At 61.0% G+C, this 14,212-nt stretch carries 12 protein-coding genes; 8 read left to right on the top strand and 4 right to left on the bottom strand.

Going from position 1 to position 14,212, the window contains the following annotated elements; all coding sequences use genetic code 11:
- Nucleotides 1-20: 20 nt before the first annotated feature.
- From PQQ86_RS03675 to PQQ86_RS03665, 3 genes are read right to left on the bottom strand one after another with little or no spacing between them, the layout of a single operon-like run.
- Nucleotides 21-1,034 (bottom strand): ABC transporter permease, encoded by a 1,014-nt coding sequence (locus tag PQQ86_RS03675; protein WP_093636277.1) that lies wholly within the window; start codon nucleotides 1,032-1,034, stop codon nucleotides 21-23.
- Nucleotides 1,015-2,502, bottom strand: coding sequence for a sugar ABC transporter ATP-binding protein (locus PQQ86_RS03670; protein WP_408264990.1), 1,488 nt, complete (start codon nucleotides 2,500-2,502; stop codon nucleotides 1,015-1,017). Before PQQ86_RS03670 ends, PQQ86_RS03675 begins: the two co-directional genes overlap by 20 nt.
- Nucleotides 2,503-2,505: 3 nt before the next feature.
- Entirely contained in the window at nucleotides 2,506-3,591 is a 1,086-nt protein-coding gene (locus PQQ86_RS03665; protein ID WP_408264989.1) for a LacI family DNA-binding transcriptional regulator, read from the bottom strand.
- A gap of 320 nt (nucleotides 3,592-3,911) precedes the next feature.
- Between PQQ86_RS03665 and PQQ86_RS03660 the strand changes: the two genes are divergently transcribed.
- The 6 genes from PQQ86_RS03660 (at nucleotide 3,912) to PQQ86_RS03635 (ending at nucleotide 9,287) form a co-directional block, all read left to right on the top strand.
- Nucleotides 3,912-4,565 (top strand): protein-L-isoaspartate O-methyltransferase family protein, encoded by a 654-nt coding sequence (locus PQQ86_RS03660; RefSeq protein ID WP_097391616.1) that lies wholly within the window; start codon nucleotides 3,912-3,914, stop codon nucleotides 4,563-4,565.
- Between the two features lie 68 nt (nucleotides 4,566-4,633).
- Nucleotides 4,634-4,957 carry a rhodanese-like domain-containing protein gene (locus tag PQQ86_RS03655; RefSeq protein ID WP_054042884.1) on the top strand — a complete coding sequence of 108 codons (324 nt, stop codon included), beginning with the start codon at nucleotides 4,634-4,636 and terminating at the stop codon, nucleotides 4,955-4,957.
- Between the two features lie 13 nt (nucleotides 4,958-4,970).
- On the top strand, nucleotides 4,971-6,518 hold the full coding sequence (locus PQQ86_RS03650) for a TolC family outer membrane protein (RefSeq protein WP_408264988.1): 1,548 nt from the start codon (nucleotides 4,971-4,973) through the stop codon (nucleotides 6,516-6,518).
- A 298-nt stretch (nucleotides 6,519-6,816) separates the two neighbouring features.
- On the top strand, nucleotides 6,817-7,299 hold the full coding sequence (locus PQQ86_RS03645) for a DUF2844 domain-containing protein (protein ID WP_408264987.1): 483 nt from the start codon (nucleotides 6,817-6,819) through the stop codon (nucleotides 7,297-7,299).
- 25 nt (nucleotides 7,300-7,324) lie between these two features.
- Complete coding sequence (locus tag PQQ86_RS03640) at nucleotides 7,325-8,647, top strand: DUF3443 domain-containing protein (RefSeq protein ID WP_408264986.1); 1,323 nt, start codon at nucleotides 7,325-7,327, stop codon at nucleotides 8,645-8,647.
- A 187-nt stretch (nucleotides 8,648-8,834) separates the two neighbouring features.
- Complete coding sequence (locus PQQ86_RS03635) at nucleotides 8,835-9,287, top strand: DUF2844 domain-containing protein (RefSeq protein WP_408264985.1); 453 nt, start codon at nucleotides 8,835-8,837, stop codon at nucleotides 9,285-9,287.
- Nucleotides 9,288-9,492: 205 nt separating this feature from the next.
- Here the strand turns inward: PQQ86_RS03635 and PQQ86_RS03630 are convergent, their stop codons facing one another.
- On the bottom strand, nucleotides 9,493-9,639 hold the full coding sequence (locus tag PQQ86_RS03630) for a hypothetical protein (protein ID WP_408270373.1): 147 nt from the start codon (nucleotides 9,637-9,639) through the stop codon (nucleotides 9,493-9,495).
- Nucleotides 9,640-9,665: 26 nt separating this feature from the next.
- Here PQQ86_RS03630 and PQQ86_RS03625 point away from each other — a divergent pair, with 26 nt between their 5' ends.
- A complete protein-coding gene (locus PQQ86_RS03625) occupies nucleotides 9,666-10,796 on the top strand; it encodes a DUF3443 domain-containing protein (protein ID WP_408270054.1) in 1,131 nt (376 codons plus the stop codon).
- Nucleotides 10,797-11,891: 1,095 nt separating this feature from the next.
- Nucleotides 11,892-14,210 carry a DUF6531 domain-containing protein gene (locus PQQ86_RS03620; RefSeq protein ID WP_408264984.1) on the top strand — a complete coding sequence of 773 codons (2,319 nt, stop codon included), beginning with the start codon at nucleotides 11,892-11,894 and terminating at the stop codon, nucleotides 14,208-14,210.
- Nucleotides 14,211-14,212: the final 2 nt, after the last annotated feature.

The raw sequence follows: 14,212 nt of genomic DNA, 5'->3' as shown, positions 1-14,212 counted from the left end.
TGAAGCTCAACGCCCACCACCTACCGCCGTCCGCGCTGCACAAACGCGACGAAGATAATCACGACGCCCTGCACCGCCGCGTTCAGATACACGCTGATGATGCTGGTCAGATTCAGAATGTTGGCGATCACCGAAAGCAGGATCGCGCCAATCACCGTGCCGACCACGCGCCCTTCGCCGCCCTTCAGCGCCGTGCCGCCCACCACTACCGACGCAATCGCCTCGAGTTCCCAAAGCAAACCCGTGGTCGGCGTAGCCGAACCGAGCCGCGGCACATACAGCACCGTCGCAACGCCGACGCAGATACCGAGCAACACGTACGTCACGATCTTCACGGTATCGACACGAATCGCCGCGTAGCGTGCGACTTGTTCGTTGGAACCGATCGCCTGCACGTGGCGGCCAAACGCCGTGCGATTGAGGATCAACGCGCCGCCCGCCGCAACGACCAGGAACACCCAGATCGGGACGGGCACACCAAAGAAGCTCGCGTAGTAAACCGGTCCGTATAGATCGGACAACGAGTTATCCAACGTCAGCGCGCCGCCGTCCGCGAGCCACGTCAACACTGCGCGAAAAATCCCCAACGTACCCAACGTGACGATGAACGGCTCAATGCGTCCTTTGGTAATCAGCAGCCCGTGCGCGCAGCCGAACAAACCGCCGAGCACCAGCGCGAACACAATGCCGAGCGTTAGAATCAGCAAGGGCGCGAACGTATGACCGCCAACACCAGCAGCGAGTCCGTTCATCAACCAGATCATGCTGCCCGCGATCAGCGCCGCCATCGACCCGACCGACAGATCGATGCCGCCCGAAATGATCACGAAGGTCATGCCGACCGCGATGATGCCGATGAACGACGTGCGTGTGAGCACGTTCATCATGTTGTCGAGCGTCGCGAAATCGCGGTTGAGCAGCGTGCCGACGATGCACAGCAGGATCAGCCCAACGAGCGGCCCGAGTGCATACAGGCGATGCGCGAAGCGCAACGCGCGGCCGGACTGGACGGCTTCAGTGGGTGCCGGTCGCATGGGCGATCAACTCCTCTTCGGTCAGATGTTCGAGCGTGAGCGTGGTTTGCAGACGTCCCGCGCGCATCACGGCTACGCGATGGCACAGACCGATCAGCTCGATCAGTTCGGATGAAATGACGATCACCGCGCGTCCCTGCGCAGCGAGACGATGGATCAGGAAATAGATGTCGCGTTTCGCGCCGACGTCGACGCCGCGAGTCGGCTCGTCGAGCACGATCACGTTCGGATCGGGCTGCAGGAACTTGGCCAGCGCGAGCTTCTGCTGATTGCCGCCGGAGAGCATGCGCGCGCGGAGCGACAAATCGCCCGTGCGAATGCCGAAGTCGTGCACGGCTTTCGCTAACGCCGCGCGCCCCGCTTTCATATCGAGCAAGGGATGCGCGTAGCGTTCAAGCGTCATCAGCGTGACGTTGTCCTGCAGGCTTAGATTCACATGCAGGCCTTTGCCTTTGCGGTCTTCGCTCAGATACGTAAGGCCGTGGCGCATGGCGTCGCGCGGGCTCTTCAGATCGGCGCGGCGGCCGGCGATCTCGATGCGGCCCGCCGTGCGTTTGCGCAGGCCGATGAGCGCTTCGAATGCTTCAGTACGGCCTGCTCCGACGAGGCCGGCAAAGCCCAGCACTTCGCCGGCGCGCACGTCGAAGCTCAGGTCTTCGACCCAGTCCGGTACAGCAAGGCCTTCTACCTTTAACGCGATCGGCGCGTCGGCAGGCACCGTGATCTTGTCGGGGAACATATCGGACACGTCGCGCCCGACCATCAGATTCGCCATCTGCTGCCGCGCAAGTCCCGCCGTTTCGCTGCGCGCGACAAAGCGGCCGTCGCGCATCACGATCACTTCGTCGGTGATGCGCTCGACTTCGTCGAGCTTGTGCGAGATGTAGACGATGGTCACGCCGTCAGCTTTCAGCTTCGCCATCAGCGTGAAGAGGCGTTCGGTTTCGGCGGGCGTGAGTGTGGCAGTCGGTTCGTCCATGATGAGCAAGCGCGCGCGCCGCGACAGCGCTTTGGCGATCTCCACCATCTGCTTTTCCGCGACGATCAGCTCGCGCACTTTCGTATCCGGCGCCTTCTCGAGACCGACCAGCGCCAGAAAACGCGCGGCCTCGGCGCGCATTGCAGCGTCGTCGACGAACCAGCTGCGCTTTTTCTCATGACCGAGATACATGTTCTGCGCGATCGTTAGATGCTCGGCGAGATTGAACTCCTGATGGATCAGCACGATGCCGGCCGCTTCCGCGTCGCGCGAACCGATGAACTGCTGCGCCTGGCCGTCGACCAGCAACGTGCCCGAGGTCGCCGTTTCGTAGCCGGCGAGGATTTTCATCAGCGTCGACTTGCCCGCGCCGTTCTCGCCGAGCAAACCGTAGATACGCCCCGGCGCCAGATCAAAGCTCACCCCGTGCAGCACACGCACTGGCCCGAAGTCTTTGCGGATATCGTCGAAGCGAATGGCGAGACTCATGACTTACGCGCTCCTGCGGATCACGAGCCGATGCGGCAGCAGCACGCCCGGCACGTTCGCTAACGGATTCGCGAGCCGTTGCAGCAGGAGGCGCGCAGCGGTTTCGCCGAGTTCGCGCATTGGCTGGGCGATGGTGGTCAGCGGCGGATCGACTTGCGCGGCGAGCGAGATATCGTCAAAGCCGACCACGGCGACATCGTCCGGCACGCGCTTGCCGACGCTGCGCAAGCCGTGGATCACGCCGATCGCCAGCGTGTCGGAGACGGCGAAGATTGCGCTCGGCGCGTGAGGCTGCTGCATCAGCAAGGCCGCCGCCGATGCACCCGCCTCGTAGTCGAGACTGTTCAGGTTCATGCGCCAACGCTCGTCCGGCGTGATGCCCGCATCGGTCAACGCGTCCAGATAGCCTTGCTGACGCTGCCGCGCGTATAGATAGTCGACATCCGAATTGATGAGGCCAATGCGCCGGTGGCCGCGCGCGAGCAGATGCCGCACCGCGTCGCCCGCCGCCCGATAGTTGTCGATGCCGACGTACGGCACGCCCATCTCCGGATCGAACTCGCAGCACGCGACCCACGGCAGCGCACTGGACGCCTCGCCGAGCGCCTGCTGAATGGTCGCCGGATCGAGGCAGATCGCGCCGTCCGCGCGGCGGCGGCGCAGCAGATCGAAGTAGCTGCGCTCACGCCCCGGGTCAGCGCCTGTGTCGCAGAGCAGCATGAAATAGCCGTGCTGGCGCGCGACGCTGTCGATACCGCGCACGATCTCCGCGTAGAAGGGGTTGCCGACGTCGGGCACCATCGTCAGCAGCAGGCGGCTTTCGGCGGTGCGCAGGTTGCGCGCGAGTTCGTTGACGCGATAGCCGCTGGCGTCGACGGCTGCCAATACCTTGTCGCGCGTGGCGGGCCGCACGTTCTCGTGGCCGTTCAGCACGCGCGACACCGTCGCCACCGAGACCCCCGCTTGCTCCGCCACCTGAGCAATCGAAAGGCCCTCGGCCGGGCGCTGCGGCTGACCGTCAGGCTGCGGGCGCGCTTTCGACGACGGCGACGAAGTCGCGCGGGCCGCTTTGGACACCGACTTGGACAAGGGAACCTGCCTCGAAAATGTAATCGATTACATTTTTGCGCGATGGAAGCGGGAATCGCAAGGACAGATCGCTAGGGATTAACACGGGGTCGAGCAGGCATGGCAAGAGCCCGTCCAGGGTTCGGCCCGGCGGCGCACTGCCCGCAACAGCGTGGATTCGCGCCGCCATTTGGTACAATCCCGCAGTTACCCTGTCGTGGCTTGCGTACTGGGCTGTACCCCGCGGGCTGTACCCCGGCGTCACACCCGGAGTCGCACCCCGAGGTCGCCGGTCAGGGCAAAGAATCGCAAACTCGCCAAACCACACTGCCGAATCCACCATGAACATCGAGCAAGCGCGTTTCAACATGATCGAACAGCAGATCCGCCCCTGGGAAGTGCTCGACCAGGACGTGCTGAATCTGCTCTCGATCGTCAAGCGTGAAAACTTCGTCCCCACCGTCTACCGCGATCTGGCCTTCGTCGACTTCGAAGTGCCGTTGCCGGCCGGCCAGCACATGCTGGCGCCGCGCGTCGAAGCGCGCGTGCTGCAGGAACTGGCGGTGAAGAAACACGAAAGCGTGCTCGAAATCGGCGCCGGCTCGGGTTACATGGCCGCCCTGCTCGCGCATCGCGCGCAGCACGTGCTAACGGTCGACATCGAACCGGAACTGGCTGAACTGGCGAAAAACAACCTGATCGCCAACGGCGTGCTGAACGCCGAAGTCGTCACGGGTGACGCCTCGCGCGGCTGGGCCAACGCCGCACCGTACGACGTGATCTGCGTATCGGGCGGCCTGCCGGTGCTGCCGCAGGAAATCCTCGAACATCTGAAGGTCGGCGGCCGTCTGGCAGCTTTCGTCGGCACCGCGCCGGTTATGAAGGCGCAGATCATCACGCGTATCGACGAGAAGCAATACCGCATTGCCGACGTGTTCGAAACCTATGTCGAACCGCTGATCAACGCCGTGCAGCCGCCGCGCTTCAAGTTTTAGATCGCACGTTTCGCACGTTTTTCTGGACGGCCGGCACGCCGCCGTTCTCTGAACTGGATGTCCTGCTGATGCAAAATCTGACCGCTCCCGCGCTCGCTGAATGGCTCGCCGATCAATCGCGCCCTGCACCCGTGCTGCTCGACGTGCGTGAACCGTGGGAAATCCAGACGGCGTCGATCGCTGGCGCCGTGTCGATCCCGATGCGTGAGATTCCCGCGCGCAGCGAAGAGCTCGACGACGACGTGCAAATCGTCTGCGTGTGCCATCACGGCGCGCGCAGCGCTCAGGTCGCGATGTTCCTCGAATCGCGCGGCCACACCAACGTCTTCAATCTGCAAGGCGGGATCGACGCGTGGTCGCGCCAAGTCGATCCGACCGTTCCCACCTATTGATCGCACGGTCGCGATGATCCGTCGGCGGGTGCCGGTCCACGCGGCCGCTCTGGCGCTTCATTGCGCGGTTCTCGCATTTCTCCCGGTTTCCGCACACGCCGTCGGCCTATCGCAGCTTTACGACGAAGCACTCTCGAGCGACGCGCAGTTGCAAAGTGCACGCGCGGCGCTTGCCGCCAATAGCGAAGAGCTGCCGCTCGCCCGCGCCAAACTGCTACCGCAAGTCTCCGCGTCGCTCACTGCGAATCGCCAGAACACTGATTTCGGCGGCGGCTTTCCTGCGTCGTACGGCAATAGCAATGGCTACACGATTTCGCTTACGCAGCCGCTAATTCACGTCGATAGCTGGTACGGCTACGCGCAGGGAAAGCTTGCAGTGGATTCGGCGCAGGCGTCGTTTGCCCAGGCGCGGCAGGATCTGATCGTGCGGCTTGGCCAGGCTTACTTCGACGCGCTCGCCTCACAGGACAGCCTCGCGATTGTGCGCTCGCAGAAGGCGTCGATCGCCCAGCAGCTCGAATCGGCCAAGCGTTCATTCGAAGTCGGCAATACGACGATCACTGATACCAACGAGGCTCAGGCCAAATACGATCAGGCGATCTCGCAGGAAATTGCCGCGCAGAACGATCTCTCGGTGAAGTTGGCCACGTTGCAGCAGATAGTTGGACATCCGGTCGAGCGTGTGGATGGACTCGCCGTCGGCGCGCCGCTGCCGCCGCCCGTGCCCGCCGATATCAATCTGTGGGTCGACGCGGCCACTGATGGGAACTACCAGGTGGTGCTGAAGCAGATCGCGCTGGACAGCGCACAGCGCGAAACGTCGAAGGCCAAGGCCGGCCATCTGCCGACCGTCGACCTGGTCGCGAGCCGCTCGCGCAGCAGTCTCGGTGCGGCCGGTGCGGGTAACTTCGGCGGCAATTTCGGTGGTGGCTTTGGAAGCGGCGCGAACACGCCCTCGCCCGGTACGCCAGCGCTTGCCGCGGAACTGGGTAATCTGGGTTCGACGTATACGAACAGTACGATCGGCGTGCAGCTCACGATTCCGATCTTTGCGGGCGGCGCGACGCAAAGCCGTGTACGTCAAACGCGCGCGCTCGAAGACCAGGCTGCGGCCGATCTGGATACGGCCCGGCGCAACGCGGCACTGTCGGCACGTCAGTCGTTTCTCGGCGTAGTGAGTGGACTCGCACAGGTGCGCGCGCTGCAGACCGCAGAGCGATCGGCGAACACCTCGCTCGAATCGAATCTGCTTGGTTATCAAGTCGGCGTGCGGATCAATATCGATGTGCTCAACGCGCAGGATCAGTTGTTCTCGGCGCGTCGCGATCTGGCGAAGGCGCGTTATGACACGCTCATCAATAGTCTCAAGCTGAAGGCTTCGACTGCTAATCTGACCGATCAGGACGTGCTGCAGTTGAGCGCGCTGCTGTCGCCGGTCGATGATGGTTCGTTGACCGCGCTTCCACAGGTGCCGGCTGTGCCGCATCCGGGCGCCGCGGCGAAAGGCGCTGCCGGGAAGCGCGGTCGACTGGCGTTGCCGAATGTGACGGCGCCGCAGTAAACCGATTCGCTTCATCTTTTTCATTCCCCGATTGACCCTTTGTCTACGCAGCGCTTCATTCGTTGCGCGGGTGGGCTATCTGCTGCTTGTCCATGTTTACTTGCTGTCAATGCCTGCTGACGTTCCCATTTTCCGACGCATGTGACTCTTCGCACATCCTCAGTGCGACGACCCTTTCCCACCTCCCTGACACCGCCCCTTCGTTGCGATCCTTCCGGTCCACGCCGCAGCATTTTCTGAGACTTTCCTGACCGCGACCCGGGCACCATGCTCCGACCATTTTTGGAGGAGCACGGTGATGAAAGTTTTGAAGATCGCGATGCTGGCGGCAACGCTGTTGCCGCTTGCTTCGTATGCGGTTTTGGGCGGCGCGCCGAGCTCCAGTTCATCCTCGCCGGTGATGCTACGTGCCACGCCGCAGTCTGCCGACGCTGCAAGCACGGGCACTGCCTCGGCCAGCGCAACCACCACGGCGCCCTACGCCGTGCGCGAGTCGCGCGACGCCGACGGCGTCACGATCCGCGAATACGTGCTGCCCAGCAACGTCGTGTTCGCGGTCACCTGGGAAGGGCCGATACGGCCGGATATGAAAGCGCTGCTCGGCAGCTATTTCCCCAACTACGTGAACGCCGGTGAAAGCCGTGTGCGCGGGCCCGGCCCCATGGTCGAAGGCAACGACGACTTTCGCGTCGAGTCCGCTGGCCGCCTCGGCCACTTCTTCGGCGTCGCCTATCTCCCCCGCCTGAAACCCGCCGGCGTCCGCCCGGGCGATCTGAAATAAGACGGCCACCGAGTTACGGAAAAATATGAAAACCATTCACAAAACGTTCTGGGCGGCCATGACGGCTGCCAGCGTTCTACTTGCGGCTTGCGGCGGTGGAAGCGGTGGGAGCAGCGGTGACGGCAGCTCCATAGGCTGGAACGCCACGCCCGACTGGATTACCCCGCCCAACGGCTCCGGCGGTACCAGCGGCTCGGGTAACGCCGGCTATACGAGCAACATCAAAACCGACAAGAACAATACGGTAACCGTCCGCGTCGACAACTCAATGGGCAGCATCAACATGCTGTACGCCTCGATCCAGGTGTGCGCGCCCGGCACGCAGGGCAAAGGGCCGTGCGTGACCGTCGACCGCATGCTGGTCGACACCGGCTCGACCGGCGTACGCATTGCGGCCAGCGCGCTGCAGTCGCTCAATTCACAGTTGCTCACGCAAGTCGGTGCTCCCGACGACAATACCGGCGCCTTCCCGATCGCCGAATGCATGACGTTTGCCTCCGGCTTCACATGGGGCTCGGTCAAGCGTGCTGACATCACGATCGGCAACCGGACGGCGAGCAACATTCCGATCCAGGTGACCGGCGACGGCGCATTTAGCACGCCAGCGGACTGCGCTGCACGCGGTGGGGCAGACCTCAGCACCGCGAGAAGTCTCGGCGCCAACGGTATCCTGGGAATTGGACACGGCGTTCAAGACTCAAAGGACGCGCTGCAGAAGGCGGTACCTGGACTCTACTACTACTGCCCATCGGCGAATTCCTGCGTCAGTACACGCATGACTGTTGCCAAGGAGGTGATGAACCCGGTTGCGGCATTCGACGCCGACTACAACGGCACGGTCATCCGCTTGCCGGCGATTGCAGCGGGCGGCCAGGCGGGTGTCTCAGGTCAGTTGATATTCGGCGTCGGCACCCAGTCGAACAATACGCCGCCGGCCAATGCCAACATCTTTGCGCTCGACGAGTACGCCACTATGACGACCCAGTATCACGGCACCGTGCTTAACTGGAGCGCCATCGATAGCGGCACGAATGCGTACGTGTTCCCCGACGACACGATTCCCACGACTTCCGAGTGGGAGTGGTACACGCCGTCGAGCCCGCTCAACCTGACGGCAACGATGGAGCCCACCGACGGTTCCAGTCCGCCGGTTAGCGTGACCTTCCCGATCGACAACGCACTGAACCTGATGGCAAGCGGCAACGCTGCGTACAACAACGTCGGTGCGTACTCCCCGCACAGCCGTATGTTCCTCTGGGGCTTGCCGTTCTTCTATGGCCGTAGCGTGTATACGGTGATCGGAAACGCCAAGATCGGTAAGTTGACCGGACCGTTCGTCGCGTTCTGACGATCCCGTCGTGTCTTGTTTGGGAGGGGGCGTTGCGAGACGCCTGCCTCCCGCTTTCCTACCTCCTGCCACCGCGCGGAAGTAGCCGAATCGCATCGGCGTTTCCTACTTATCGTTAGGACGTTTCACAGCCTCTCATTAATCGCCCGCAGGCAACATGCTCCGACCTGTTTTTTGGAGCAATGTGATGAGATTTGTAAAGATCGTGATGGCCGTGTCGGCTCTTTTGCCGCTCGCGTCGTATGCGGCGTTGGGTGGGGCACCGGGTGCGGGTTCGGCCCCGAAGTCCTTGCTCCAATCGGCAACGCCCACTTCCCCTTCTGCTTCAACCACGGCCTATACCGTGCGCGAGTCACATGACACCGACGGCGTCAGGATTCGCGAATACGTGCTGCCTACCAATGTCGTATTTGCCGTCACGTGGCAAGGGCCGGTGCGCCCCGACATGGTTGCGCTACTCGGCAGCTATTTTCCGAACGCTGTCTCCGCCGGTGCGGGCCGCGCGCGCGGCACCGGTCCGTTGATCGAACGCAACGGCGATTTTCAGATCGAGTCGGCAGGCAGGGCAGGAAACTTCTTCGGCAAGGCCGTTCTGCCGCGCCTCGTCCCCGCGAATGTTCGTGTTGACGATCTGCAGTGACACGGCACATCGATTTCACGGAACACAAGAAACATGACAACCCTCAATAAGAAACTTTGCTTCGCGTTGCTAACGGCCAGTTTGGCTCTTTCGGCCTGCGGTGGTGGCGGTGGCGACGACGGCAGCTCGAACGCGACCAAGGATAACGATAAGCCGGCGACTCCGACGCCGAGCCCAGCGCCTTCTCCGGCGCCAACTCCCACGCCTAGTCCTGCCCCGAGCCCGAGCCCGAGCCCGACTCCGACTCCGACTCCGACTCCGACTCCGACGCCAACTCCAACGCCGACGCCGACGCCAACTCCAACGCCGACGCCGACGCCGACGCCAACTCCAACTCCAACTCCAACTCCAACTCCAACTCCGACGCCGGTCACCGATCTGAACACGGCCCCGATCGTCGTCGATCGCACTACGCCCGGTGCCGCGGTTAACATGCCGTACGTGACCGTCACCATATGCATCCCCGGCGTTCAAGGTGCAAACCAATGCGCAACCGTCGATCACATGCTTCTCGACACCGGTTCGGCAGGCGTACGAGTGATGAGCAGTGCATTGGGCCCGGCGCTTGCCGGTCGGTTGCCGGCACAGACGGGGGCATCCAACGATCCGACCGGAGGCGCGCCGATTGCCCAATGTGCGCTGTTCATGGACGGTTACTTCTGGGGTTCGATCAAACGTGCCGATGTGACGATCGGCGGCAAAACCGCAGGCAATCTGCCAATCCAGGTAATCAGCGACGTTGCGTATCCCACCACACCGTCGGATTGCGCTTCGCGCGGCATCAATAACATCGGTAGTACGGTAGCCGCGCTCGGTGCCAACGGCGTGGTCGGCATTAGCCCTTCGCTGACCGACTATCCGCGGGCAGCACAGTCCGCTTTGTCGGCCACCTACTACTACTGTCCGTCCACGGGATCTTGCACCGGCGCGCGAGTGCCGCTCGACACGCAAGTCATGAATCCGGTCGCCAATTTCACGTCGGATAACAATGGCACGATTATCCGCATGCCCGCATTGCCAGCAGGCGGTCAGGCAACTGCCACGGGTGAACTCGTGTTCGGCATCGGCACCCGGCAAAACAACGCGCTGCCGTCGACGGCAAACATTCTAAAGGTGGACAACAGCGGCGCCTTCAGTACTGTGTATCAGGGGCGCACGCTCACCAGCTACGTCGATAGCGGGACCAATGTACTTCGGTTCCCAGATACGACGACGCCGACCTGGGGCGATTTTTACGTGCCGCCAACTACGCTGAATCTCTCCGCCACGTGGTATTCCGCTGACTATTCCACTGTCGGGAAAACCGGTACGGTTCTTACCGTACCGTTCTCGATCGCCAATTCGTCAAACCTGCTGGCGAATCAGTACGCCGCCTATAACAACCTTGGCGCATTCTGGACCGAGTGGGCCTTCCTCTGGGGTTTGCCGTTCTTCTACGGCCGCGACGTGTACACCGCGCTTAGTACCGCCAAAGTCGGTACGCAGACCGGGCCGTTTATCGCCTTCTGATTGTTCGGAGATGCGTAGCTGTCCGACACAAGAGGCAGGTGCACACACTAGGAAAATACACCGCCCTTTGCACTCTGGTGCGCGAACGTACCGACGCAAATGGCGCGGTCGTTTTCGTTTTCAACGGATCGCGCGGAAGTGGTTTTGCAGTCCAGGGCACATTGCAGTTCCATCGCGAGTTACCGGAACTGCTGGAGTTGGTCGCGCATCCAGTAAAAGGCGATCGCAAAACTGAACCGGCTTGTGGGACACAGTCGCGACATCGGCATGGTTGATGGCGAGCAGTACGCTTCGTTCCTGGCAGGGCTCCCCATTGAATTAGGGGGGGCAATAAACATGCGTCAGGCAGTAAAACGTCACACGCGCCGTCCGGCGCGACGTGTCGGCGCGCTCGTCGTCGGTCCGTCGACCTGGCAGCTTGAAAAAGCTCAAGCCGGGTGAAATCCTGTTTAAATACGACTCCAATGTTGCGATTCGTCGCAACTGTCTGCCTGCGATTGCGACCGTCGTGAAGCATGACCCAAGGCACGAATATGACCTGAGTCTCTGGTCCGGATTGCATCACACAGGAGCAGGCCCTGGTATTCGCATCTATCGCATTGGCAGATTGAAGTAAACGACAGGCAGATCAACACAACTGGCCACACGGTAATCGAGCGCGCGACCGACCCGAGCGCACTACACCATTCTTCACCACTCATTTCAGACTCCCGCAGTTCAATAATCTCGCCCGTCTCATCCAAGTCAATTGTCACCCCTGCTCCAATCCGCTAAGCGTTGATGGTGTCGTAATCGACGATGGCGCATACCGGGCATTCCCATTGGTTGTGGATCGTAACTTTCATGGTTTGCGCCTCCGTTGGATTCTCGCACCATGGGCGTTGTTGGCGCGCAGACTTGCGCCGCTTCTGCTTTAACGCTGTCAATTTCAGCCGGTCTGTAAAGATGTGTTCGCGCGACGGCGCTTTTCAGAATTGTTCCATTTTTACCCCCAACTCCCCGATGCAGTGTCGCCTTATTACGCATTTCTAACGACGCGTTGCAAAAGGGAGATGTATGAGAATAAACAAACCATCTTGCGGGCCAGCAGGCAACTTGGCCCGTCTACTGGCGGCACTCGCATTACTGATGTTCGCGTTCGGCGCAAACGCGGGCGACGGCTGTTGGGAGCTTTACTCAAAATCGGGCGCGACGCCGGGAACTCGAACGTGCCGCCTCGACGTAGCAAGCAATACTCCAAGCGGCGGCGGCAGCTACAACTGTCGAAATGACATGGCGTTGATTGACGCGTGGTGCTCTACGCCCGCTGACCCGCCACCTGACGACACATGCCCGGTGGCCGACCCGGTGTTTGCGTCTAGTGGGGTGGTCACGTTGACGGATGATGATTTCATCAGCGGCGACGAACTGCCAATCACATTCACCCGCACATACCGCTCCACCGTATTTCTTAAAAGTGCAAGCGCCGTCGGGCCAATGTGGTTTCATAATTGGCAGCGGCAATTGAACGTCACCGGTGCGGGATGGAGTTCCGGTAACGTCATTGCATACCGCGCAAACGGTGAACCCCTGACATTCACGTTAACGAACGGCGCGTGGAGAACGAAGAGCTTTAGCGGCCTGACGCTCACGCAGAACGGCGCGAGCTGGATGCTCAATGACCTGTTGACAGAGACCAACGAAACGTACTCTTCGCAAGGCGTTCTGCTGTCGGAGGTAACCAAGACCGGATTTGTCAGGACGTTGACCTATGACGGATCGGGGCGGCTTGCCGCGATCACACAACATGGCCCCGACACCAGGACAGTCTACGACCTGATTCTTCGCCTCGAATACGACGATAAAGGCCGCATCGCTCGATTAGTCGACCCTGAGGGTCACTTCACGCAGTACAAGTACGACGCAAACAGCAATCTCGTTTCTGTCACATGGCCCGATGGAAACGTACGGCAGTATGCGTACGGCGACTCTCGTTTCAAGGGTGCGCTGACCGGCGTTATTGACGAGACTGGCTCGCGAATCGCAACGTGGACGTACGACGCACAAGGCCGAGCGACTGCTGTCAGCCATCCTGACACAACAAAGAACGTCCAGTTTTCCTACGGATCGGGGACGACCACTGTCACGGATAGCAATGGTGAAAGGACGCTTTCCTTCTCGACCATAGGTGACAAGGTTCGACCAACCGGCAGCAGTGGTTCTCTATCGGGTGGATTGACCTGGGACGCATCGGGTAGTCTCCTGACGACGACTACGTCGGGACGCAATGCGGTCTATAGCTACGACGAAACTGGTCGTCCGGTGAAAGCGACCGTGCGGACATCTACCGCCGTCTCTGTCACTTCGGTGCAGTACGCCGACGCAACAAGCCTTCATCCCGCGTCCGTCGCCATGCCAGGAAAATTGATGTCATTCGTCTATGACGCCAATGGCAACGTCACGGGGTATAGCGAACGCATCACAAATGACCTGACAGGTGAAGCCGGTTTCGATGCTACCTGGAACGGGCAGCAGCAGCGAACTGTTGGTGCTCGATACGACAAGTTCAACCGGTTGGCTGAGGCGATCACTTACGTTAACAATGTTAAGGCTTCGGATTGGGTCTACTTCTACGACCATACCGGCAATCTCAGGACCGCGCAAAACATTGTCTCAGGGTGGCTCTTTGGTAATCAGGATCGCGATGCGGCGAACCGCGTTACTTGGCAAACTGGCAACTATCGCGAGGCTCGTATCGCATACGACCTCAGAGGGCGAGTTGCCCGGTTCACGTACGATGAGCAGCCGATAGCTCAAATCGGCCGGGTTCGTCGTCTACTGAACGTAGATTACGGTTACTCACCCGCTGGCCGCGTGGTATCTCGCAACGGTACAGTCGCAACCAGTGATGAGGCTGCGATAGCAATCAGCAGTGACGACACCGACAAATGGCTCGATAACTATCAGGCCGGTCTTGATCCCGTAGGTCCCGCGGCCACCCGACTTGGCTGGTTGCGGTCGAACACGCCCGACGCACCGCCGGTCATAAGCGCTGTTTGCGTGGATTGCGGGTTCATTCAGGCGCGTCTTGCATGGCCGCTGTTCCTTCACGACCTCTATTTCAGTGCACAGACGGGTAAACCCATTGAGGACAACCCGATTGAAATTCAGGTTGCCGCACAGAATCAGTTACCGTTTCCGGTATTGACTCCTGACCTGTCGAATCGGACGATGCTATATGCAAAGCTGTTCGCAGGCGCTACAACCGATTCATCAGGATTCGTCAAATGCAAGGACACCGGAGATTGCGCGCAGGTGAGAGCCATGTGTCGAGAAAAGTGCGATGCGGTATTACCAACAGGTGTAGACGTCGGATTCAAGTACTGGAATTGTGTGAACAATTGCGCGGAATTGCACGGGTGTCCTCGGATTTAACA

It is taken from the genome of Paraburkholderia sediminicola, assembly GCF_046026675.1.
Taxonomy (GTDB): Bacteria; Pseudomonadota; Gammaproteobacteria; order Burkholderiales; family Burkholderiaceae; genus Paraburkholderia; species Paraburkholderia sediminicola_F.
Note: the sequence above shows the minus strand (reverse complement) of the source record. Positions and strands in the feature narration are given on the sequence as shown.

Excerpts from the sequence above, each read along its gene's own strand:
- PQQ86_RS03650 (WP_408264988.1), top strand. The coding sequence starts at position 4,971 with ATGATCCGTCGGCGGGTGCCGGTCCACGCGGCCGCTCTGGCGCTTCAT.
- PQQ86_RS03645 (WP_408264987.1), top strand. The coding sequence starts at position 6,817 with ATGAAAGTTTTGAAGATCGCGATGCTGGCGGCAACGCTGTTGCCGCTT.
- PQQ86_RS03635 (WP_408264985.1), top strand. The coding sequence starts at position 8,835 with ATGAGATTTGTAAAGATCGTGATGGCCGTGTCGGCTCTTTTGCCGCTC.
- PQQ86_RS03670 (WP_408264990.1), bottom strand. The coding sequence starts at position 2,502 with ATGAGTCTCGCCATTCGCTTCGACGATATCCGCAAAGACTTCGGGCCA.
- PQQ86_RS03655 (WP_054042884.1), top strand. The coding sequence starts at position 4,634 with ATGCAAAATCTGACCGCTCCCGCGCTCGCTGAATGGCTCGCCGATCAA.
- PQQ86_RS03660 (WP_097391616.1), top strand. The coding sequence starts at position 3,912 with ATGAACATCGAGCAAGCGCGTTTCAACATGATCGAACAGCAGATCCGC.
- PQQ86_RS03675 (WP_093636277.1), bottom strand. The coding sequence starts at position 1,034 with ATGCGACCGGCACCCACTGAAGCCGTCCAGTCCGGCCGCGCGTTGCGC.
- PQQ86_RS03640 (WP_408264986.1), top strand. The coding sequence starts at position 7,325 with ATGAAAACCATTCACAAAACGTTCTGGGCGGCCATGACGGCTGCCAGC.